The 21586-nt window shown below is 33.7% G+C and carries 19 protein-coding genes and 4 pseudogenes; 10 read left to right on the top strand and 13 right to left on the bottom strand.

Annotation, left to right across the window (positions count from 1 at the left end; all coding sequences use genetic code 11):
* Positions 1–280: 280 nt before the first annotated feature.
* The 4 genes and pseudogenes from NSQ40_RS28310 to NSQ40_RS28295 all read right to left on the bottom strand — a co-directional run bounded on the left by NSQ40_RS28310 (position 281) and on the right by NSQ40_RS28295 (position 2837).
* Complete coding sequence (locus NSQ40_RS28310) at positions 281–985, bottom strand: alpha/beta hydrolase (protein WP_090911869.1); 705 nt, start codon at positions 983–985, stop codon at positions 281–283.
* Between the two features lie 317 nt (positions 986–1302).
* A pseudogene (locus NSQ40_RS28305) lies at positions 1303–1422 on the bottom strand (IS66 family transposase); the annotation flags it as partial.
* 79 nt (positions 1423–1501) lie between these two features.
* A complete protein-coding gene (locus tag NSQ40_RS28300) occupies positions 1502–1690 on the bottom strand; it encodes a hypothetical protein (protein WP_003202969.1) in 189 nt (62 codons plus the stop codon).
* Positions 1691–2330: 640 nt separating this feature from the next.
* A complete protein-coding gene (locus NSQ40_RS28295) occupies positions 2331–2837 on the bottom strand; it encodes a DUF1648 domain-containing protein (protein ID WP_258248744.1) in 507 nt (168 codons plus the stop codon).
* A 276-nt stretch (positions 2838–3113) separates the two neighbouring features.
* Here NSQ40_RS28295 and NSQ40_RS28290 point away from each other — a divergent pair, with 276 nt between their 5' ends.
* From NSQ40_RS28290 to NSQ40_RS28280, 3 genes are all read left to right on the top strand, one after another.
* Complete coding sequence (locus NSQ40_RS28290; RefSeq protein WP_341286179.1) at positions 3114–3245, top strand: barstar family protein; 132 nt, start codon at positions 3114–3116, stop codon at positions 3243–3245.
* Between the two features lie 24 nt (positions 3246–3269).
* On the top strand, positions 3270–3407 hold the full coding sequence (locus NSQ40_RS28285; protein WP_341286178.1) for a hypothetical protein: 138 nt from the start codon (positions 3270–3272) through the stop codon (positions 3405–3407).
* A gap of 200 nt (positions 3408–3607) precedes the next feature.
* Positions 3608–3850, top strand: coding sequence for a DUF3949 domain-containing protein (locus NSQ40_RS28280; RefSeq protein WP_097969184.1), 243 nt, complete (start codon positions 3608–3610; stop codon positions 3848–3850).
* A 542-nt stretch (positions 3851–4392) separates the two neighbouring features.
* Here the strand turns inward: NSQ40_RS28280 and NSQ40_RS28275 are convergent.
* Positions 4393–4719: a hypothetical protein gene (locus tag NSQ40_RS28275; RefSeq protein WP_033798180.1), complete on the bottom strand. Its 327-nt coding sequence runs from the start codon at positions 4717–4719 to the stop codon at positions 4393–4395.
* Complete coding sequence (locus NSQ40_RS28270) at positions 4712–4948, bottom strand: helix-turn-helix transcriptional regulator (RefSeq protein WP_003204257.1); 237 nt, start codon at positions 4946–4948, stop codon at positions 4712–4714. The genes NSQ40_RS28275 and NSQ40_RS28270 overlap by 8 nt, the downstream gene beginning before the upstream one ends.
* Before the next feature lie 548 nt (positions 4949–5496).
* On the opposite strand from NSQ40_RS28270, the gene NSQ40_RS28265 reads away from it, so the two are divergent.
* The 3 genes from NSQ40_RS28265 (at position 5497) to NSQ40_RS28255 (ending at position 7146) form a co-directional block, all read left to right on the top strand.
* Entirely contained in the window at positions 5497–5814 is a 318-nt protein-coding gene (locus NSQ40_RS28265) for a PadR family transcriptional regulator (RefSeq protein ID WP_098803383.1), read from the top strand.
* A complete protein-coding gene (locus NSQ40_RS28260) occupies positions 5801–6367 on the top strand; it encodes a DUF2812 domain-containing protein (protein ID WP_098803384.1) in 567 nt (188 codons plus the stop codon). The genes NSQ40_RS28265 and NSQ40_RS28260 overlap by 14 nt, the downstream gene beginning before the upstream one ends.
* Positions 6368–6549: 182 nt before the next feature.
* Positions 6550–7146 (top strand): recombinase family protein, encoded by a 597-nt coding sequence (locus NSQ40_RS28255; RefSeq protein ID WP_309460563.1) that lies wholly within the window; start codon positions 6550–6552, stop codon positions 7144–7146.
* Positions 7147–7498: 352 nt separating this feature from the next.
* Here NSQ40_RS28255 and NSQ40_RS28250 read toward each other — a convergent pair whose 3' ends face one another.
* On the bottom strand, positions 7499–9811 hold the full coding sequence (locus tag NSQ40_RS28250) for an N-acetylmuramoyl-L-alanine amidase family protein (RefSeq protein ID WP_341286177.1): 2313 nt from the start codon (positions 9809–9811) through the stop codon (positions 7499–7501).
* Positions 9812–10552: 741 nt separating this feature from the next.
* Between NSQ40_RS28250 and NSQ40_RS28245 the strand changes: the two genes are divergently transcribed.
* A complete protein-coding gene (locus tag NSQ40_RS28245) occupies positions 10553–11311 on the top strand; it encodes a class I SAM-dependent methyltransferase (RefSeq protein ID WP_341286176.1) in 759 nt (252 codons plus the stop codon).
* A 151-nt stretch (positions 11312–11462) separates the two neighbouring features.
* Here the strand turns inward: NSQ40_RS28245 and NSQ40_RS28240 are convergent, their stop codons facing one another.
* Positions 11463–11945 (bottom strand): hypothetical protein, encoded by a 483-nt coding sequence (locus tag NSQ40_RS28240; protein ID WP_341286175.1) that lies wholly within the window; start codon positions 11943–11945, stop codon positions 11463–11465.
* Between the two features lie 283 nt (positions 11946–12228).
* Between NSQ40_RS28240 and NSQ40_RS28235 the strand changes: the two genes are divergently transcribed.
* On the top strand, positions 12229–13665 hold the full coding sequence (locus tag NSQ40_RS28235) for an IS4 family transposase (RefSeq protein WP_341286174.1): 1437 nt from the start codon (positions 12229–12231) through the stop codon (positions 13663–13665).
* A 511-nt stretch (positions 13666–14176) separates the two neighbouring features.
* Here NSQ40_RS28235 and NSQ40_RS28230 read toward each other — a convergent pair.
* The 5 genes and pseudogenes from NSQ40_RS28230 to NSQ40_RS28210 all read right to left on the bottom strand — a co-directional run.
* Positions 14177–14563, bottom strand: a pseudogene (locus NSQ40_RS28230) (IS4 family transposase); the annotation flags it as partial.
* Between the two features lie 143 nt (positions 14564–14706).
* Positions 14707–16014, bottom strand: a complete 1308-nt coding sequence (gene ltrA / locus NSQ40_RS28225) for a group II intron reverse transcriptase/maturase (protein ID WP_098159124.1) — start codon at positions 16012–16014, stop codon at positions 14707–14709.
* A 513-nt stretch (positions 16015–16527) separates the two neighbouring features.
* Positions 16528–17577, bottom strand: a pseudogene (locus NSQ40_RS28220) (IS4 family transposase); the annotation flags it as partial.
* A gap of 140 nt (positions 17578–17717) precedes the next feature.
* Positions 17718–18191, bottom strand: coding sequence for a DUF1203 domain-containing protein (locus NSQ40_RS28215; RefSeq protein ID WP_001245414.1), 474 nt, complete (start codon positions 18189–18191; stop codon positions 17718–17720).
* A gap of 574 nt (positions 18192–18765) precedes the next feature.
* On the bottom strand, positions 18766–19326 hold the full coding sequence (locus NSQ40_RS28210; protein WP_080547288.1) for a GNAT family N-acetyltransferase: 561 nt from the start codon (positions 19324–19326) through the stop codon (positions 18766–18768).
* A 386-nt stretch (positions 19327–19712) separates the two neighbouring features.
* Here NSQ40_RS28210 and NSQ40_RS28205 point away from each other — a divergent pair, with 386 nt between their 5' ends.
* The gene (locus tag NSQ40_RS28205; protein ID WP_080547287.1) at positions 19713–20579 is read left to right on the top strand and encodes a recombinase family protein; all 867 of its coding nucleotides are present in this window, start codon (positions 19713–19715) and stop codon (positions 20577–20579) included.
* A gap of 74 nt (positions 20580–20653) precedes the next feature.
* A pseudogene (locus NSQ40_RS28200) lies at positions 20654–21555 on the top strand (Rpn family recombination-promoting nuclease/putative transposase).
* Positions 21556–21586: the final 31 nt, after the last annotated feature.

Raw genomic sequence — 21586 nt, 5'->3', positions numbered from 1 at the left:
TAATAAAGTTGTTTAATTTTGTTATAAAAATATAAGAGCCTTGCTACAATCTAGTGTGTAGTAAGGCTCTTTAAAGTTGTTTAATTTCTATACATTTAAAAGGTATTTGTACTTAAAAATCATTAATAAAGTTGTTTAATTCTTATTGAACTAAAGCACCTGTTTGTTTAAGTGAATAAATTCACATTTATAATTCCTCTCAAATATAATATCAGTTTATATATTCACAATTCTTCTCTAACAGGTTCTTCACTAAATCTCTTAGATAAATTGTAATTTGTTAATCGATGTGCTTGTGTAACCACTGCTCAAATACTTTCAACTGTTCTTCAGTATGAAAGTAATGTTCACCTGCTTCCATGACTTCTAATTCACAACTGTGTTTTTTTGTAAAATAGTTAATAGTTTCAAATTCGCACAGTTCATCCTTGGCTCCATACATAATATATGTATCTGTATTCCATGTATTAATAGGATGTTCTTTTACATAGCATAAATAATCCCAATATAACTTTTGACCAATAGGTGTTTCTATAGTCATTTCTTTTTGCAAAAGCTCTGGTGTTACATTAAACCATTTCATCATATTTTCGATAATTCGTTCCATATTAAATACCGGTGATAAAAATAATGCCTTTTTTAGCACATCGTTTTGATAAGCTAAAAGGCTAAAATAAGCTCCCATACTACATGCAAACACGCTTACTTCTTTCCAATGTTCTTTTGCGTAATTCATAATTATAGATAATTCACTAACACAAAACTGTACTTTACAAGGAGTATTATCATTTTTTCTTTCTCCATGCTCAGGTAAATCAAAGCTTAATACTTGATAACCTTTTTGATTGGCTTCTTCAGCTAATATTTGAATCACTGCATCTTCTTTATTTGACATATTTCCATGTACTGCAATAAAAATTTTTTCACTCTTTTCTCCCCATAAAACTGCGGGAATATTACTAATTTTAAAATTGTCTTTAAGCATATTTCCTCCATAGAATAAGACGTATGGGATTTGCAAAAAATCACATACATTTTATATTCTTCTACTTAGTTTAAATAAATCAAACTATTCATAACTTACCACAAATTAATTATAATATCTCTCTATATCTGTATAACATAGTCCACTTTATATTTTAAACCTTTCTTTTGTCCACCTCTTCAGAAGCTTACAAGTTCTCTTATTTTGATTCCTTATTGAGCTAACCTGCACCGTTAGTGGAAGAAGGATTTTTAAACAACTATATTATTTTTTAAATGCCTTTATTGTAAATTCAACAACTTTATTATCTCTGCACAACTTCCTCTAGCACCTCTCGGTGTATTTGAGAACATCCAATTTTTTCTCTCGATCACAAATGGTTTAATAGAACGTTCACTTCTGTTGTTATCGATTTCTAAACGACCGTCTAATAAAAAAGCTTCAACAGAGTAGAAACATGATTCCTCCCCCAAAAAAACTAGCGACTATAAGCCACTAGTTCAGATTGTCTTGAAGTTATTTTTCTTTCTTCTTTTTAAATGCCAAAACATAAAATAATATTGGGATTAAAAAATATGCCAATAACTGTCCCTTTCCATAAGGACCGCCCTTAATATCTCCTCCTGCTAGCTGCATAATAGATGATATTGTAAACAAAATTGCTACAACTAATGCCCATTTACGTTGAATTAATTTATTATTCATTTTTCTTCACTTGCTTTCATAAAATATTTTTTTCATACAATACCCATTATGGTAGTAATACCTATATTAATTAGGGTTTATTTCGTATGCGAATTTTTAGATAATCTACACTGACCCCCTATAAAAAGCAAAAAAACTCCCCTAAAAATTTCCTAATGCAGTCTTAGCTTGATAGTGATGTGGTTGTACCCCCAAGTATATTGTATTTCAATCCAATTACTATTTTACCATATTTAACTATATTGTTGTTAAGAAAGGTGAATGATTCGTACCACCAACATTTTAACGAAAATATACGCTAAGACAGTTTTAGGAAGCGGAAACTGAATTTTTTATACGCTAAAGATATGCAGGATTTCATGCAGGTTGCGAGAACGATTTGAACTGCCAAATGCTGTTGTGACAGGAATGTATGAAATACGGCGTATAGAGAAGGGAACGGAAAGCTGGAAAACTTTTGGTATGAATGGTTTTCTGGGATTTGGTTACTGCTGATAATGTTGCGTTATGTTAACCTAACATGTATGTTTATTCAATGTGGTTTTTTTCTTATTTAGATCTTGTCTTTTGGTTTTTCCCTTTACCATTGATACTTACCAATTATTTTTCTTTTGCCAATACCGTTTTAATGACAATAATATTATTTAATTTTTCGTTGCCTCATTATACCTATCACAATTGGAATAACCGTTCCGATAATTATTATCGGTAAAAATAATTTACCAAAACCGCTACTCCAATTTAAAGCTATTGAAATCGTCTCAAATTGGATAAAAGCAAAAATAGCTAAACAAACATTTTTTAATTGATTAATCAGTTTTCGGCTATTTAAATAAAACTGATTAGCATTCAATTCATTAAATCTTTGCGGATAGTTATGAACTTCTGGAAACTTTTCTAAAGTCTGCATTAAAAGAAGTATGAATACTCCTATTCCTGGTAGAATCAAAAGTTCCCACTTTGACCCCCAGCGATCTACAACCCCAGCTGCGTTATAATGTCCCGGTACTTCCTCGGGTAATCTTCCCCAAATGATAATCAAAAAAATTATTGATCCTAAAAAAAATGAATATCCAATGATATCCCAAATCCATTCACTTTTTGTTTTTTGGATTTTTATTTTTGGTCGTTCCCATGATTTTTCCATGTTTTTATTCCCCCTTCTACTATATTTTTTATTTCTTTATCTCTACGCAGCTCTTTTTAAACTATATTTTATCATTTTTACCTGTTTTTGGTCCGTTCGGCTTGGCGAAAACTAAAAAACAGCCGAATTTCTCCATGCAATGGCCAGGTGGTATTTTTCTCCATTGCATGGAGAAAAACTAGCTACCGATAACGGAAATTATGTGAACTATTATTGAATTGAGCTTAAGAATGATACGATATAAATCTAAAATTCAATAGAGGTGCATTTTAATTAATGAAAAATGACTACAAAGTAACAACGATCATTGATTTAACCGGAGTAACAAACAATAGAGATTTACACTTGCTATTTAAAGAAAAACTTGTGTTTCCTGATTTTTACGGGGAAAACTGGGATGCGTTTTGAGATGCTATTACGGGTCTAATTGAAATGCCAAGTGAATTGGTGTTTCAAGGATGGTCTAACTTCAACAAAAACTTACCTTCGGATGCAGCAATGTTAAAAGAAATTCTCGATGAATATAACAAAGAAGTAGCTTCTCAAAAATGCGAAATATATTTCCGATAATCTTGATTAAGTGAATGAAAAGTCTCTTCAGATCTTCTTCTGAAGGGACTTTTCTAGGTTTCTAGATACATTGAATACCAATAAGTGAGATTATGTGAACTAAGGATTATTAGAATATAAATTTAATAAAAAAATATATTTATTGGATATTTTTGTTATAATTATAATATTAAGAATTTTAGATAAGGAGATGTTTAGTAATGGATGAATTATGGGTATTTGTGATAATGGGAATAGTTTATGTTTTAATTATGATTCCAATACAATACATGTACATATCTGGTTTAAAAGAAAAACAAAAGAAAATGAAAGTTTCACAACATGAATTGTATGAGAAGATGTCATTTGAAGAAGAACAATTACATTATAATGTCCAAGGTAACCTGTTTAATTTACCATCTTTTTTAATAGCTAGTTTTATTTATAAAGTAAAACATCAATGATATATTTTGTTAGTTTATGTTCTAATCTTTTTATTTATAAGTTTTTGAATGTATACTTTCGTTATGTATTTTGATGATATCAGGGGTTTTGGTGTGAAGTCAATGATTAAGGGGATTTGAAAGTAAACTAATATACAAAAGTTTACATTCATATTTATAATAAATAAAAAGCACTTTTTAATGTTTTAAAAGTGCTTTTTATTTGATATTAATTATGTAGTTTTATAATTTTTATTTTTAAGATCGAATAGATTTATTATAAATACTAAGGAAAATCCAATTGCACAAAAAGCTTTTAACCAATCAAATTTATGATCCGTGGTAAGTACGGAAATAAATTCAATAGCATTAGTAATAAATAATATTCCGAATATCCATATGTTAAATTTGACCATTTTTAGACTTTGCATAATGTTCCTCTCAATCTATAATAATATATATTATTATATTAAATTTAAACGTTTTTAGGAACGGAATTTATATCTATTCAAAATTTTTAATCAGGTTGTATTACTTTGCTTATGATGGTATTTGCAAGTAAACTACTTGCATTCTTTTCTATATAATTTAATAGAATAAATAGCTCCAACAAAGAATACCAAGGCTTGAGTTAATATAAAGAATTGACGGAAATACATGTCTTTACTAACTAAAGAAATAAATAGGGAATTCATTAGAATTTGAGTAACAAACATACTATAAGTAATCTTTAAATAAATAGTATTTGTTCTTTCATCTGGTTTACCAATTTTTTTGTAGATAATAAAAAGTACAATTGCTGAACCCAACATCAAAATACATGTAAAACCTACAAAGATATTGAAATTATCTGTGCTTTCTAACATCCAATTGTTTAATTGATCAAGCATTATTATCTTCCTTTCCTACATAAGAGAATATTTCGTTTATATCAACCTCAAAATAATTTGCTATTCTATATGCTAACACCAGTGAAGGAGAATAATTATTCTTTTCCATAACAAATATCGTTTGCTTAGAAACTCCAACAGCATCAGCTAAATCTTTTTGTGACATTCTTCTTAACACTCTATGTTCATACACTTTATTCGTTATAGAGTCCCCATATTTTTCCTTCATAGTTAACACCTTCCTTTCTTAACACCTATATTAAACCTATTTTATAAAAAAGTAAAGTTTAATTATACAAAAGATAAATTTTTTTATATATATTAAAAGAAATTCTATATATTTTTTTGAATTTCAATCTTATAAAAGAGAAGGAACTCTATGAGGGAAATCTCAAAATCACAAGTATTAAAACTAGTAGAAAAGCGGTGTAAAAGCAGTATAAGCGTTATACCCACCGCCCATCCGCATTATGACCGCTTTTTGCTGATTTAAAATAAAGATTGATAATTTGTAAAAAAAGTTTGATAAAAAGATCTATTTTGCAGAGTATCTCTTTCTTCAACAATCGGGCCATTTAATTGAATAAGACTACATAAAAAGTCACTTTCCCTTACGTAAGGAAAGTGACTTTTTAGATTGATTTTTTCCCTTGTTATCAAGCTATTTACTTTAAGTTCCTTTGACCAATTTTGAAAATGTTGTTGACTATTCAGTTGAACTGCATTATGTTATTATTAAGTTGAACTATACAGTCGAACTGAAATGAGGGTGAGGATATGAAACATAAATTATTACCATTGTCTGAAACCATGCATTATATTTTAATAGCTCTGCGTGAGCCACTCCATGGCTATGCCGTAATGCAGAAGATAGAAAAGATAAGTAACAGTACTGTTATTTTAGCAGCTGGTACATTATACGGTGCGATTGAAAACTTGAATAAGCATGGTTGGATTGAACCTGTTGGAGAGTCAGGTCGGAGAAAAGTATATATGATAACTGCAGAAGGAAGCACCATTTTGAAAATGGAACAAAATAGGCTATTGCATATTTTATCCCTGTACGAAGGAAGTGAATCCAATGAAGAAATTTAAGATATTTTTTGATATTGAAAAAGAAGAGCAATGGCTGAACGAGCAATTACAAAAAGGCTATCGTTGTACAAATATTAGTGGATTAGGAATATACACTTTCGAAAAAACTGACAAGAGATATGTTATACGACTTGATTATCAAGATTATTTACCTAAGAAAAAGTTGGTTGAATACAAAGGGATATATGAGGATTTCGGTTGGAACTATATAAAGGGGCCCTTGCTTAGTGGACTACGGTATTGGCAAAAAGAAGATGATGATCAAAATGAAATCTTCTCGGATCGCCAATCAAAGGGTAATCATTATAAAAAATTAATGGATTATTCATTTTGGTCGGTTATACTGTGTTTAGCTTATTCTTATATGTTTTACAAGGATTCAGGATTATATCATGAAGGTCTTTGGAGTATGAAAGGTTCATTATTTTGGAAGGCATTTTTATTTGAAACACCATTTGTCCTTTTGAAGTTGTCTTCCACACTTCTGTTTGTTTTTTTGGGTATCAATTTCTATAAAGCTTATCGAAAGTATTCAATGTTAAAAGAAAAATAAACGTTTTTCAAATTTTCCAGAATCGGGCGCTTTTCCGAAGTAACGATAAAAGCCCAATTTCTCAGCATTAAAACTGAGAAATTGGGCTTTTTTATATTTACATATAGTGCAAAATAGCGCTTAAAATAGGTGCAAAATAACTTCTAAAGTGACAATCAGCACATTGACCTACATCAAAACTTATGGTCAAAAGTAAACGTAGAAAAGGTGAGATTTTGGTTAAATATGGATATGCTAGGGTGAGCACTTTGAACCAGGATTTGGAATCTCAAATTCAAATGTTAGAAAAAGAAGGTTGCGAGAAAATTTACTCTGAAAAATTTACAGGTACAAAATTTGATAGGCCAAAATTTCAAGAACTACTTTCTGTACTAGAAAATGGCGACACACTTGTAGTAACAAAATTAGATCGGTTTGCACGTTCGGCTGAAAATGCAATTCAAACGATTAAAATGTTATTTGAAAAAGGAATTAAGGTACATGTCATTAATATGGGAGTAGTGGAAGATACGCCAACTGGTCGATTGATGTTTAATATCATGAGTGCATTCGCTGAATTTGAAAGAGATATGATTGTAGAACGTACACAAGAAGGAAAAGCGATTGCCAAGTTGAATCCTAATTTTAAAGAGGGACGACCGAAGAAATATAATAAAGAACAAATAGAACATGCTCTTGGTTTGTTAAAAACAGAATCTTATAGGAAAGTGGAAAGAATGACGGGAATTAGTGTAAGTACCTTGCAACGAGAAAAAAGAAATCGTTTAAAAACTGAGTGAATAAAAAAATGTAGGCGATTTTTATGAATGCACAATTTAAAGAACTGAGGGGAATATTTGATTTGTTATTTGGAAAGAATGCTTTTCAACGATTTCATAATTTTTTTCAGAATAAAGGAATTCAAAATATTGATTTTCATTCGATTGAACCAAAACATATTCCCTTGTTTTTCAATTTGTATTTGTACATTACAGAGCGCAGTAATATAAACAGACTGCAAAGCCTTCTGAAAGAAATACTTTGCAGTCTAATAATTTCTTACTTTATTTCATACTTTCTAACTTCCGATTTATTTATCTGTGACACTAGCATATTATACTTAACAGCTTTTTGTATCAAGAGTTACAAACCTTAATCGCTAACCTTAATCCCACTTAACGACCATCTATCAGCTGTTTTAGCTTCCCCCTCTAACTTGTAATGCCCATCGTTATCAAAGTTGGCTTTGCGATAGTAATCGTCTCCTACCGGAAGATAAGCAGTTTCGTTTTGATAAATCGAACCATCCTTTTTACCATAGTAACTGAAATATCCAAACCCTTTGGTGCCGAAAGATCCCCAAACGTGGAACCAGCCTATCTTAGCTTCTCCAGAATCCTGGAAGTAATACCATTTACCACCAATTTCTTTCCATCCCGTTTGCATGACGCCTTTATCGTCATAATAGTATGTCTTACCATCAACTTTATCAAGCCCAGTTAGCTTAGCTTCTCCGTCATGATTAAAATAGTATCTTTTTCCTTTAATTTCTTCATGACCATCGAAAGTATAGTGTATGCCACCATCGAAATGATATTTTTTACCATCGATTTCCTTCCAACCAGAATAGTAAGGCTCTTCTTCTAAGCTGTAATAAACCAGTGCAGGCTGCTCTTTTCCATCCAAGTTCAATCCAGGTAAAAAGATTTTAGAGACCCCTTTTTTTCTAATAGAACCATCTTTTTCAAACACTAACTTTTTCTCATTAAAAGTAATACGCTTCTGACTACTTAGCGCTTCTCCATTCAGCTTAGAAGCCTTCTCAAGTACGCCTTTATCAGAAAAGTGAAGAATAATATCTTCATCTTCTAGACGTAGTTCCTTTTTAGTGGCATTGTAATTTTGGAAATAATAAATTTTACCATCGATTTCTCGTAGACCTTCTTTAACAAAGGCTCCAGAAGCATCAGCATAGTATAGAGAATTTCCATGTTCCTGAAATGCTGATCGTTGCAGAATACCAGAATCGTTGAAGTAATATTCCTTACCCTCAATCAATGAAGAAGAACCAGTTCCACGAGCCATGTCGCAGTAATTTGGATTAAAATAATATGTATTCCCCTCAATTTCCTGCCAACCTTTCAACAAGAATCCATCGGAACCTGCATAATACTGATTGTCATCTTTTTCTACCCAACTGTTCTTTATCACATTTCCAGAAGAATCTTTTGCAGTCTTTTTCGTAGGATCCTTTTCATCGGCTACTATCTGTATTCCGTCATATTTCTGTTTCTCATTTTCTTTACCCGGATACCACTCTCTTAGCCAATTATGAATTTCATTGTTGTTTTTTTCAGGGAAACGAATGTTAGAACTCGGCTCCTTATTAGTAGTGAATTTTTTAGCGTCGTTAGTAAGTGTCAAACGTGCTCCATTCTTGTTTATCAAATTGAATTGAAATTTGTTGCTAGCAGAATTTTCGATTTGGACAAGTTCTAATACTTCGTCATCACCAATCCAATCTGAATATTGAAGTGATTGCCCTTCTTTCCCTGAAAGATACTGCGAACCTTTTTTTACAACTACTTTATTGCTTCCTTTTTTAATCGGGATCATTTGATAAGTTGTATCGCCATCACCTAATGAAACATGTGCTAATGAAATATGTGTTTCTAGAGTCAGTTTCGTGTTTGCTAATAGATTCACTGATCGATCATGAAAGTCTGCAAGAGCTTTAGAATCGCTTGTAAGATAATTCCAAATAACATCTTTGGATACAGGATTTGAAGTCAATGTTGCTATTTGCTTTTGTTCTTCTGTTAAATAAGAGAAACGGTCTACCCCTAAACCTTTAAAGCCATCAAGGGAATTTGCTCCAAATCTTTTCTTATAAAATTCGTCAACAAGAACTTTATTTTGACCAGATGTTTTTTCTACATATATAGTGATAGATTGGTTAAGCGCAACTCCGGTTTTCCCTTCGTCTAATTGCGCTTGTGTAATGTAAAGAAGATTGTGTTCTGAAGCAGATTCTGCATAAGGATTTAGATCTACAATTGTACCCGCTTCTGTAATCTTCAGCTGCTTCCCTGATTTTAATTGGTGAATCTCACTTTTTCCGTTTGGATAAAGTACTTTAACCGGTCTAGTAAAATTCAAATCATCTTTCGTATGATGCATAGAAATATTAAATTCTCCAGATTTAAAACCAGGAGCTCTATAAGATACATTTTCAGCATAAGGACCAGTGTAATCTGTTAAGTCAGGATCTCCCACCTCTATCCCAAGTGCTTCATAAATGTCTTTCACTAGACCTAATGTAGTAATCCCCACATCTAGCACAGTAGCTATACTTGCACTAGCCTTATTTTCTGCAACAGGAGCCATAGAAAAAAGAATACCTAATGCTGCTGTCGCAGGGATTACCTTCTTTCCAATTCCAGTTGTTTTAAATGTCTTTTTCATTCTGTTCTCCTCTTCTTGTGAAGTTTTTCACTTTAAAATTGATATTTAGAAATTCATCTTACTTTCAATATCTTTCAAATGTCTTTCATAATGATTACAAAAGACTTTCATTTATTTTAATTTGTAATAAGGTGACCCCTATTATGAATGTTCATTTTAAAGAACTGAAGAAAAAGGAATAGGTGAGTTAGAAGAAACCGAGTATGTTATTAAATAAAACCATATTTCATATATATATTCAAAAAATAAGATACCCTCAGGTGCATTTTAAGGCATTTAATTATAATTTTGTGTATTAAGCCCTTTTAAAATTGCAAATTTCGTTCAACTAAAAAGTCGATTATCCTTTAGCGTACGAAACTCGCGAAATGTTGGTGCTACTCCTACAAGGTCTCGCCAACAAAACGCGAATTTCATACGCTAAGAAGCTAGAACTATTTAATTAGATATTTGTCATATGTTCTGTATGCTTAATTTTAACCTACATAGGGGTACAGCCGCATGCCCATCAACTTAAGAAATCAAGTCGCTCCCAAAACAAAAAATCTCACTTCTTATCTGAAAAAAGATAAGAAATGAGATTTTTTTGGATACTACCAATAATGAGTCGTGATGTCAATCTCACATGTATATATTGTTGATCATTCTTTCTTTAAGTAACAAGATAAGATGTTCAAAAAGTTATATTAAATCTGTTACAGTAATTTATAGAATACACAATTTTAGAAATGAGGAAAAACAATGAACAGAATTGAATTTATAAGAAAAGAGGAGAAAAAATATCACGACTATTGTTATGGTAATTATAAACTGTTTGAAGAAGGTTCGTGGCTACATAAACCTGTAAAAACGGTAATAGATCTAATTCCATTGTTTGAAGGAAAAGACGATCTTAGTGTGCTTGATTTAGGTTCTGGAGTCGGTAGAAATAGTATCCCTTTGGCTCAAGCTATAAAAAAAAGTGGTGGTAAAGTTGTGTGTATTGATTTATTAAACTCTGCTTTGCAAAAATTAAATCAATACAGTGAGGAATATGAAGTTAAAGAAGTAATCCAAACTGAAAAAGCTGATATAGGAAACTATGATATTAAACCTAATAACTTTGATTTCATTGTTGCGGTTTCAAGTTTAGAACATGTCCAATCAGAAAAGGTATTTGAAAAAGTTGTTCAACGAATGGCAGACGGAACAAAGTACAATGGAATAAATTGTATCATTGTAAATTCTGAAGTTAAAGAAATTGATATGGATACCAATAAGAAATTGGATGCACTAATGGAGATAAACATTCCAACAGAAGAAATGCTGAATAAATTGAGAAAAGTATATGATGGTTGGGAAGTATTAAGCATCATAGTAAAACCGCTCGAATATAAAATTATGCGAAATGAACAGTCTGTTTTATTAAAAACAAATGCAATCACATATGCTGTGAGAAAAAATAATCTACAAGGAGCCACCATACACTCCTATCAATCTAAGATGAATTTATACCCATAATTCATGGAAAACGTTATTCTTTTTGTAGAAATATACAGTGGTCTGACCCCATTGGTGTTTTTTCTTTGTCTCACCAAATGGGGTCAGACCAAACTGATACTTACGATTTAGAGAGGTGTTTTTTATCGTCTCATTCTCAGGGTTCACTCCATCAAAGAGGTGCACAAGATACGGTGTTTCCTTTTTTAGAACAGTTACCTTTGAATGCCCAGTCAGCCTTCTTGTTATTACTTGTGCTTTTGAAATATCCATAGTCAAAAACATAAACACCATATGTTATATCACCATACAATACGTTATAGTATGTATCATACCCATGAAGCTGATGAGTATAGCCTCCTTCTCGAACAGATCGATTGTAGACTATTACATTTTTTTTGCCCTGCCCAACGATATTGTATGCATGATTGAGTGTTGCTTTAACAAAATCCTCTCTGCTTTTGTCTTTGTTTTTATCCTTATTTTTGTCCTCTCCTTTGCTAGAAGCTATCATATCACTTGTTTTAACAATGGGTTTAATTGTACTCGAATTATTAGATACATTTTCACTTGCGAAAGCTTCAGCAGTACCTCCTGTGAATAGAAGCAATAGTCCTAGTCCTGGAACAATTAACTTGCGAACGATCTTTTTCATGTGTTCTCATCCTCTCTTTTCTCATTAACATTTTTTCTACCGAATTATCTATTAAACTCAGTTTATAAGCAAATATTACCATTTTAAAAGCGGGTGTTTTGTCATAATTTGTAATGTCGAAATAAATTGTTTCTTATTGTCATTTGTTCACGGACCTTCACCATTAGCATGAAATAGAGGTCACCATACATGCTTATCCGCTCAATAATATTCACTCCACCCAAGTATAAAAAAACGTTATTCTTTCTAAAGAAGCTAGATAATTAGAAAGGATGATGTTTTTATGAATCTTTCGATTCAAGGTGAACTACAATTATTTGCTGAAGAATTACACCAATATCTTACTCCTTCATTTTTAGAAAGACTTGCTAGAGAACTAGATTTTGTACAACGAAAGCGTAAGTTTTCGGGCCACGATTTAGCCACTATTTGTGTTTGGATTAGTCAACGGATAGCGAGTGATTCTTTAGTTAGACTGTGCAGTCAACTTCATGCAGCTACAGGAACTCTTATTAGTCCGGAAGGACTCAATAAACGTTTCAATAAAAAAGCTGTTTGCTTATTAAAACATATTTTCTCTGTATTATTAAAAAATAAAATTTGTGAAACATCAGTAATTCCAAGCTCTTCAATTGCTTATTTTCAACGAATTCGTATTTTAGATGCAACGATTTTCCAAGTGCCAAAACATTTAGCTAGTGTATATCCTGGATCAGGTGGTTGTGCACAAACAGCGGGTATAAAAATTCAGTTAGAATATGATTTACATAGTGGCCAGTTTTTAAATTTTCGAGTTGAACCAGGGAAAAATAATGATAAGACTTTTGGAACAGAGTGTTTAGCGACATTACGTCCTGGAGATCTCTGTATTCGGGACTTAGGCTATTATTCACTGGATGATTTAGATCACATGGATCAACGTGGTGTGTATTATATATCACGGCTCAAATTAAACAATATGGTATATATTAAAAATCAATTTCCTGAGTACTTTCGAAATGGGACAGTAAAAAAACAGTCTCAGTACATTAAAGTTGATTTAGAACACATTATGAATACTTTAAAACCGGGGCAAGTCTATGAAATAAAAGATGCTTATATTGGAAAAGATACAAAACTTTTCACTCGGGTGATTCTATATCGTTTAACTGAAAAACAACTTCGTGAACGTATGAAAAAACAAGTGTATACGGAAAGTAAAAAGGGGATTACGTATTCAGAAAAAAGCAAACGATTAGCTGGCATGAACATATATGTTACCAATACACCTTGGGAGATTGTTCCGATGGAACAAATACATGATTTTTACTCTCTCCGCTGGCAAATAGAAATCATCTTTAAAACTTGGAAATCTCTATTTCAAATTCATCATTGGAAAAATATCAAACAAGAGCGATTAGAATGTCATGTTTATGGAAAACTTATTTCCATTTTTCTATGCTCTTCTACTATGTTTAAGATGAGACAATTAATTTTACAAAAGAAACAAAAAGAATTAAGTGAATATAAAGCAATTGGAATGATTAAAGATCATTTACACATCTTGTATCAAGCCATACAACAAAACACCCAAGAGATGACAAAGGTTCTTATCCGTCTGTTCCATCTCCTACAGAAGAATGGACGGAAATCTCATCGATATGAGAAGAAAACTGTCTTTGATATCTTGGGTGTTGTCTATGAGTATAATGGATTAAAAAAACAAAAGAAAGCTGCATAATTTTTGAAATTTGGCCGCTTGAGGTTTATTTAGTATGCTCATTTTTAAGGATACAAAGTATTTTAAGAGTTTTTTCGTTCATATGAACGAAAGTTCGCTCTGCTTCCGTTCTTAAGTTGATGGGCATGGGGTACAGCCGAGATACGTGTAAAAATAGGTCATAGGCTTACTTTTATTTCCAACTCGATTTAAAATCGGGTTTTTTATCTATGATTTTTTTATAAAAATCCTTCGTATGTCTAATCTTTCATTTTTAAACTTATTATCATACACCCTAATCACACAATTGAAACAAAGTGTTTTCAGTAACTAACCAATGGATGATTAGGGTTAACCCATAATGGACAAAAATAAAATCTTTATTGTAAATGGGGTCCCGCCACATCGCTATCAAGCTAAGCTCATACAACGTCAATCATAGTAGGGGTTGCTTCTTTTTTCTAAAGACCACGTGTAGGGAATTTAAAGATTTGCATGCGAAATAAGCCCTAATGGGTTTCATTTTTTTGAATTAAGCCGTTTGATTATCAGACATGGTACAATTGTAAACGACACCTAATATATCAAAGACTGTTTTCTTCTCATATCGATGAGATTTTCTCCCGTTTTGCTGTAAGAGGTTGAACAGGCGAATTAGAATCTTTGATAGCTCTTGGGTGTCTTTCTGTATAGCTTGGAAAAGAAGAAGAAAGTAATCTTTAATCATATATATGGCCTTATATTCACTCAGTTCTCGTTTCTTTTTCATAAGAAGTAATTGACGCATTTGAAACATGGTAGAAGAACAGAGTAGAATGGCAATCAATTGCCCATACAAATGGCATTCCAATCGTTCTCGTTTTATCTTTTTACAATGATGAATATGAAAGAATGATTTCCACGTTTTAAATAAAATCTGTCGGGTAAAGAACTGGCGCGGTATCAGTTATGACCCGTTTCCAACCCCTCCCCATAAGAACTGCTCGTGAGGTTTTCCCTCAAGCAGCTCACCCCATAAACTTCATCAAAAGGGTTATGAGACCTATCAAATCGCAGACACTTTCATCGGTATCCCTCTGCGCTTTTAAGGGAATGGACTTTCCAGTCCCAGTAGAGCCCCAGTACACCATAGAGATATTCATTACTCCATCTCTGCCATCCGATACTACGCTTTCGTCGCCGTTTCCTTCTTGTCAGCAGTGTACGGATTTTCATCTCCGTATAGTCACGCACTTCGCTAAATGCTCCGCTGGAGTTTCCAACTCGAAAGTAGTTCACCCATCCTGTTAGTACGGCATTGATTTGTTTTACTAAGTCTTGTGCTGGTTTGGCTCCTCCGTTTTGAATGAGTTCGCGGATCCTTGCTTTCACTGCCGTACGGGCTTTCTTCTTTGGGGTCATGCATATGAAGTGTCGGGTCTTATTTCGGTTCAGTACTCGCCTGAAATCAAATCCCAGAAAGGCAAAAGACTCTTCCTGTAAGACATCGACCATCCGAGTTTTCTCAAGATTCAGTTCAACTCCCAAAGGCTCCAATTGTTCCTGCAGTCGTCGCAGTGCCAGTTCAGCCCACCCCCGTTTACTGGAGTGCCCACTTACGGTGATAACCATATCATCGGCAAATCGGTGATAGTTCACAGCTTCATAGTTGCCTTCCGTCGTTTTACGCCGAATGGTATCAAATGTCCAATCTACCTCATTCAAGTAGATGTTTGCCGCTAGTGGCGAGAACGGTCCCCCTTGCGGGACTCCAATCTTTCCTGCGGCTTTTACCACCTGTTTTACTAGGCGCATAACTTGGTGGTCTTGGACACGATTTGCGATTTTCCTCAGTAGGATGTTATGCCGAATTGTATCAAAGTAACGTGACAAATCAACATCAATGACTGTGGTCATACGACGCAGTACACTGCGTCGCACTTCTGCCAGCGCTTGATGCGGGGAGCGTTTTGGTCGGAATCCGTAGGAATTTGGGCAGAAATCAGCCTCAAAGATAGCTTCCAATATGAGTTTTAGCGCTCCTTGGACCACACGGTCCCGTATACATGGGATTTGCAGTGTCCGCATTTTGCCGTTTGCTTTTGGGATTTCTACTTTACGATTAGCTTGTGGTTGATATGTTCCAGCCTGCAGTTCTGCTTGGATGTTCTTTAAAAACGGTATAACTCCCTCTATTTCTATATCAGCGAAACTTTGACCGTCGATACCTGGGGCACCGCCGTTTTTCCTCGCATGCTGATATGCTTCATGGAGGGTTGTTAGTTTGGTAATGTGGGAAAATAGTCCCCAAAACCGATGCGTAGGTTCAGACTTCGCCTTTTGATAGATTCGTCGCCTTAGTTCCTGCAAAGTAATAGGTGTTTTTGTCATGGCACCCTTGCCTCCTTTGGTCGTACGAAATATTTACAGGTTCGGACCCTTCCCTCCCCGCGCGTTTTGCTGCACGCAGATCTCTGGTACTACGATCCGTTCCGCCACCCTGACACCTACCGTTCTCACTTCCCGATCGCGGTTATAGAGACGGTCTCCTCGATGAGGTTTCTTCATCGGGTGTCGAGGGCTTCTCCAGTTTCCACATTATCTTTCTCTCCATGTCGCCGCTGATACCCCGCCGGTGAGAACTGCCGTTCCAGACTCGTTTCGGTCAGTTCTTGCTGCTTTCGCACGTTATCGACCGTCTCAGCCACCGGAATTGCGTGTAACGAGGCTACGTCTACGTTCACTGTACGTTACAACCTGGAGATTTGCCCACATGCCTTTTGCATGTGATGTCAGAGGGCTTCGCCATGTCGCTTTCACTTCATGGTGCCTCTCAGGCTACGGGAGTGGAGTCTATTCTCCCGATTGGACTTTCACCAACTAGATAATGTGTCCTTATCTGGACACGCCGATTTGCCAACGTAGAGAATACCAATCATGTACTTGTCCCATTGGGACAATATCTGTAGGAGTATTTGTCATATATACATTGATACGGCTAAGTCGTTTACTACGAGCGGAATACTTTATTCCTTTCTTTTTTTCTCTTACAGTTTGATCTTGTAATCGTTTTTGTTGTTGTTCTTTTGTTAGCCGATGAACAATCACACGAGTTGGGATTTTATCATTCATTCCTACATAAGCGTTGGATATTTCACATGTTTGTCCTGGTTGAAGAGAGTTCATTAAAACCTCCATATCTATCTGGATATACTCTGTACCTTTCTTGATTCTGCCATCTTGAAAATAATCAGGGTTAGGATTTTTTTGATAAATACGTGTATTCGATTTGATACGTGAGATATAGTAAGCCTTTTTATCTTGTATATGTTGAAGATCTTTTAAATGAAAATAGCCTAAATCTCGGATACATAAATCATTCGCTGTTACAGTTGGGACACACAGGGAACCGTAGGTTCGATCATGTTGTTTACCTGGACCTGTATGAATATGAAGGAATTGTCCACTTAATAAATCATACTCAAGCTGAATCTTCACTCCCGCTGTATGGCTGCATCCTCCTGCACCCGGATAAACGAATGAAAAGGGATCTGGGATTTGAAATGCAGTTGAATCTAAAATACGGATACGCTTGAAAACAGAAGTATATGGAGAAGAAATGAGCATAGATGAGGCCAATTTTTGGTTTAGTAGTTCAGCTAGTATGTGTTGTAAGAATTGGACAGCCGCTTTATTAAATCGTTGATTCAGTCCCTCAGGACTGATGAGTACTTCTGTTGATACTTCTAAACAGCTAGATAACTGAGTTAAAGAAGTCGCAGCGACATTTTGACTCATCCATACACATAAAGCGACTAAATCCATCGCTTGATACTTACTAGTTCGTTGTACAAAACCAACATCTCTAGCAAGATCTCGTAAGATATTTGGAGATAAACAGCTTTGAATCTCTTGAGCAAATAGTTGTAATTCATCGGATACAGAAATAGACATACAAAAACGCCATCCTTTCCTATGATTCTACAGAAAGAATAGCGTATTTTTTCATTTTAGGGGAGATTTTGTTCTATTAGCTTGATAGCGATTTGGTGTTACCCCTTATAGGATAATAGAAGTTTGCATTTCCAATTTTTTCACACTCTATTAACAAGGCAGTTATAGCATCCTGGTTTAGCGTTAAGAATGTGAATATATTCTACTTCTTTATTATCAAAAATTTCATCTATATTTTCTCTTAAATTTACACCTTCTGTAACCCTTGCTTCTACAATCATTGAGTCAGCATTGTAGCCGCGTACAGATAGATACCTATGATGTAACATATGCGGAATTTCATTTACATCTAGCTTAGCGGTAGTTGCTCCCTTTCGTATAAATATAGGACCACTTGCTTTATAAGGCGAATTAACACTATGATATTGGTAATTCAGTAAGATTACCTCTTCTCCTACCTCTGCATCCTTCAAACTTATCCTGCAAGGATATCCAGGATTTTTATTTGCTATTATTTTGACTGCCCCGATACTTTTTAATACTTCTTCATTCATTAGAAATAGGTTATTAAACTCCTTCTCTTGTAACGCAACGATTTGAAAGTTATTTCTCATATTCTATCCCTCCTTAATTAGTTGTTATAAAGCATTTCACTAATGATGCTACCACTAAAGTTCATAAAACTTGTTCAATAATCCTGCCCGTTTGTTGAAGATTGAATTTTCATAATCTTTATATTAAGTTTAACATAAAATTCCACAGGAACCTCTAAAAAAAATCATCCTTTTTAAAATAGGATGATTGTCCAGCTTATTTAAAGTATAGAATATCGTTTAAAGTAAATTGTTTATCGGTTAAACCTAGTTTCTGAGTTGGCGTTGACCTTGTCTGTTTAGATACTTTAGTAGCCAAACAGAAGTTGTAGTACGTTCTAAATATATATTTTTTTGTTTCGGGGAATAATGTATTTCTTAACTTGATGGCGATGGGGTAGCACCAACAAAACGCGAATTTCGTACGTTAAGGTACAATCGAGCTTGATTCCTAAAAACACAAGTCGTGGAACAAGCAATTCTATCGTATCAAAGAAGATAATTAGGAGTTCCTTATCTTGTTTTATTAAAGTGTTCGTTTGATAAAATATATAAAAGGCAAACCATTTTACTGGTCTGCCTTTTGAAGTATCATTTAAGCTTTCTCGTTTTCCCAATCTTTTCTAAGTAACCCCATAATATGAATGTCATGGTAACTACCGAATCTAAATAATTCTTCTTTTAAAGTCCCTTCTACGGAAAATCCGCATTTTTCATAAGAAGCGATAGCTCTTTTGTTGTAACTAAACACTTGGAGCTTGACTTTATTTACATTCATATAATTGAAAATAAAGTCAACCAGTATTTGCATTGAATCAGTTCCATAACCTTTCCCTTGATATTCAGGACCTATTGAAACGCCAACGTGACAAGTACCATTTTTCCAGTTCACTAAGTAAACAGCTATTGTCCCAATAAAGATTTTTTCATCTTTAAGTTCAATACCAAACATGTAATCTTCTTTATCAGAACTTATTTCATTAAGAAATTTTTCATGGTCACTCTCAGTAGGAGGAAATGGTATTCCATCATTCATTAATAACCGGCTCTCCATTACATCTTCAATGTTATAGTAGTTTCCGTAATCCTCTTTTGTTATTTTTCGTAGAGTGACTTTATTACCTATTAAAAATCTTTTACTATATTGCTTAATCAAATTAATATCCCCCAATTAATACGCAGGGGTATGCAGTAAGGGTTATTTTACTGTACCCTTGCGACGTTTTTTTGTTCCTTTAGTTTTTTTAAAACATCTACTGCAATGCTCGTTAACATAGGCTTATCTCCCTTTTCTCTAGATAATAAAAGTATATATTACATTATAAGAATTTTCAATTATTTCATCGAGGCTAATGAAAGAAGTAAACATTCAAGGGGTAGCTAAAAAAATCGTTCCAAAAACGATGGTTTTTGATAACTATAAAACAAACAAAATTCGAGCCCTATAAATCGCTTAACTACGCTATCAAAACTATTATCAAAATCAAATTAACTTTAACCACCCTTTGTGATAAAATTATCATGTAAAGGGTAGGTGATTTTATGAATTCATACATTTATGGTTATGCAAGGGTAAGTACCCAACAACAAGATTTGATTCGTCAACTAGACATGCTTCAAAATTATAACTGTACTGAAATTTTAACTGAAAAAATAACAGGTACGAAAAGTGATCGTCCAGAGCTTACTCGATTAAAAGATAAAATTAGACCAGGTGATACATTAGTTGTTGAAAGCTTTTCTAGATTAGGAAGAAGTACCAAAGATTTAATTGAACTTGTTGATTTTTTTGAGAATAAGGGAGTTAAGCTAATTAGTATTAAAGAACAGTTTGATACTAATACACCTCAAGGGAAATTGATGTTAACTGTATTTCAAGCATTCAGCCAGTTTGAAAGAGACTTAATTGCTCAACGTACTCACGAAGGGCTTGAAAGTGCAAGAGCAAGGGGAAGAGTAGGTGGACGCCCTCGCGTTAAGGATAGTTTCATTCAGAGAGCATTGAAGTTATATGATTCTAAAGAATATAGCATCCAAGAAATTGTAAACATGACAGGTATTAGTCAAGCTACACTCTATCGATATTTACGAAAAAATAAGCAAACCGAAAAAGGCGAACAAACTAAAGAACAAACAGCCACTATTCGTATGTTGTTACGTGTAGAAAATAATAATAAATTTGTACGAGGAAAGGGGAAAGTTCGAAAGAATATCGAATCCTTCCTTATATCACAATATAATATGGAACAACGTTCAGGAGAATATATATTCTATGTTCCTTACAACACAATTTCAGATTTAGAAAAAAAGGTAGATAGCATAATTCGTGAAATTGATTTTGAAGCGGATTTACAAAACTGTTTTACAGAGTTAGATGTGTACTGTGATGAATTGGAGCTACAATGGTAAAAGTAGTATTTGCTTATATAAAGAATTACATTATAAAATAATAAGAAGAACAGAAAGACAGGGAGAGGAAACCCATGTCCACAAAATTAGTAAATTTACGGATTGATTTCGCTTTTAAACAGTTATTCGGAACGAAGGGAAACGAAGAAATTTTAACTGGATTTCTAAACGCTATCCTAGAAGAATCTTTAGATGCACCTATTGCATCTCTACAACTCGAAGATCCACATCTTCATAAATCTTATGAAGATGACAAGTTATCCATATTAGACTTATTAGCAACATTAGACAACGGAACGCAAGTGAATATAGAGATACAACTTCGCAATACACATGATATGGTGAAGCGATCTTTATATTACTGGAGTGAACTCTATACATCCCAAATGCAAGAGGGGATGTATAGAGTTCACTTCGGAAAACAATTACCATTAACTTATTAGATTTTATATTATTCTCCCAGGATGATTCATTTCATACCATAGGACAATTATGGAATAGCAAAAAACAGCAGATACTAAGTGATGATATTGAAATCCATTTTGTTGAAATTCCAAAATTGGTCAAACAATGGCATGAAGAAAAAGTAAATCCATGGGAAAATGTATTTGTTCGCTGGATGTTATTGCTACCAGCACATGAAGATGAACATTTAACTCAAACATTGGAGGAGATTGCGATGAATCAAGATCCAATTTTACAAAAAGCAATGAATAAATGGGAAAATATGAGCCATGACTCCTCATTCCGAACAGCTTATGAAGCTCGTGAAAAGTTACTTTTAGATGAACAAGCCAAGTTGGCACACGCTCGTGAAGAAGGATTAGAGGAAGGGATTCAAACAGGAAGAAAAGAAGGAATTGAAGAAGGAAAAATCCAATTAATCCGTGGTATGCATAAGAATGGTATGCCGTTAGAAGATATTGCAAAATTCACAAGTCTTACTACGGAAGAAATACGAAAATTATTATTATAATTACATGGTATTACAAAAGCTTTGCGGGAAA

Source organism: Bacillus sp. FSL K6-6038 (assembly GCF_038050455.1).
GTDB classification, from domain to species: Bacteria; Bacillota; Bacilli; order Bacillales; family Bacillaceae_G; genus Bacillus_A; species Bacillus_A pseudomycoides.
The sequence above is the reverse complement of the archived record's forward strand: the minus strand, read 5'-3'. Positions and strand labels throughout refer to the sequence as shown.

Bases quoted from the DNA above. Each gene is read 5' to 3' on its own strand.
- NSQ40_RS28310 (WP_090911869.1), bottom strand. From the start codon at position 985: ATGCTTAAAGACAATTTTAAAATTAGTAATATTCCCGCAGTTTTATGG.
- NSQ40_RS28300 (WP_003202969.1), bottom strand. From the start codon at position 1,690: ATGAATAATAAATTAATTCAACGTAAATGGGCATTAGTTGTAGCAATT.
- NSQ40_RS28295 (WP_258248744.1), bottom strand. From the start codon at position 2,837: ATGGAAAAATCATGGGAACGACCAAAAATAAAAATCCAAAAAACAAAA.
- NSQ40_RS28290 (WP_341286179.1), top strand. From the start codon at position 3,114: ATGAAAAATGACTACAAAGTAACAACGATCATTGATTTAACCGGAGTA.
- NSQ40_RS28285 (WP_341286178.1), top strand. From the start codon at position 3,270: ATGCCAAGTGAATTGGTGTTTCAAGGATGGTCTAACTTCAACAAAAAC.
- NSQ40_RS28280 (WP_097969184.1), top strand. From the start codon at position 3,608: ATGGATGAATTATGGGTATTTGTGATAATGGGAATAGTTTATGTTTTA.
- NSQ40_RS28275 (WP_033798180.1), bottom strand. From the start codon at position 4,719: ATGCTTGATCAATTAAACAATTGGATGTTAGAAAGCACAGATAATTTC.
- NSQ40_RS28270 (WP_003204257.1), bottom strand. From the start codon at position 4,948: ATGAAGGAAAAATATGGGGACTCTATAACGAATAAAGTGTATGAACAT.
- NSQ40_RS28265 (WP_098803383.1), top strand. From the start codon at position 5,497: ATGAAACATAAATTATTACCATTGTCTGAAACCATGCATTATATTTTA.
- NSQ40_RS28260 (WP_098803384.1), top strand. From the start codon at position 5,801: ATGAAGAAATTTAAGATATTTTTTGATATTGAAAAAGAAGAGCAATGG.
- NSQ40_RS28255 (WP_309460563.1), top strand. From the start codon at position 6,550: ATGGTCAAAAGTAAACGTAGAAAAGGTGAGATTTTGGTTAAATATGGA.
- NSQ40_RS28250 (WP_341286177.1), bottom strand. From the start codon at position 9,811: ATGAAAAAGACATTTAAAACAACTGGAATTGGAAAGAAGGTAATCCCT.
- NSQ40_RS28245 (WP_341286176.1), top strand. From the start codon at position 10,553: ATGAACAGAATTGAATTTATAAGAAAAGAGGAGAAAAAATATCACGAC.
- NSQ40_RS28240 (WP_341286175.1), bottom strand. From the start codon at position 11,945: ATGAAAAAGATCGTTCGCAAGTTAATTGTTCCAGGACTAGGACTATTG.
- NSQ40_RS28235 (WP_341286174.1), top strand. From the start codon at position 12,229: ATGAATCTTTCGATTCAAGGTGAACTACAATTATTTGCTGAAGAATTA.
- ltrA (WP_098159124.1), bottom strand. From the start codon at position 16,014: ATGACAAAAACACCTATTACTTTGCAGGAACTAAGGCGACGAATCTAT.
- NSQ40_RS28215 (WP_001245414.1), bottom strand. From the start codon at position 18,191: ATGAGAAATAACTTTCAAATCGTTGCGTTACAAGAGAAGGAGTTTAAT.
- NSQ40_RS28205 (WP_080547287.1), top strand. From the start codon at position 19,713: ATGAATTCATACATTTATGGTTATGCAAGGGTAAGTACCCAACAACAA.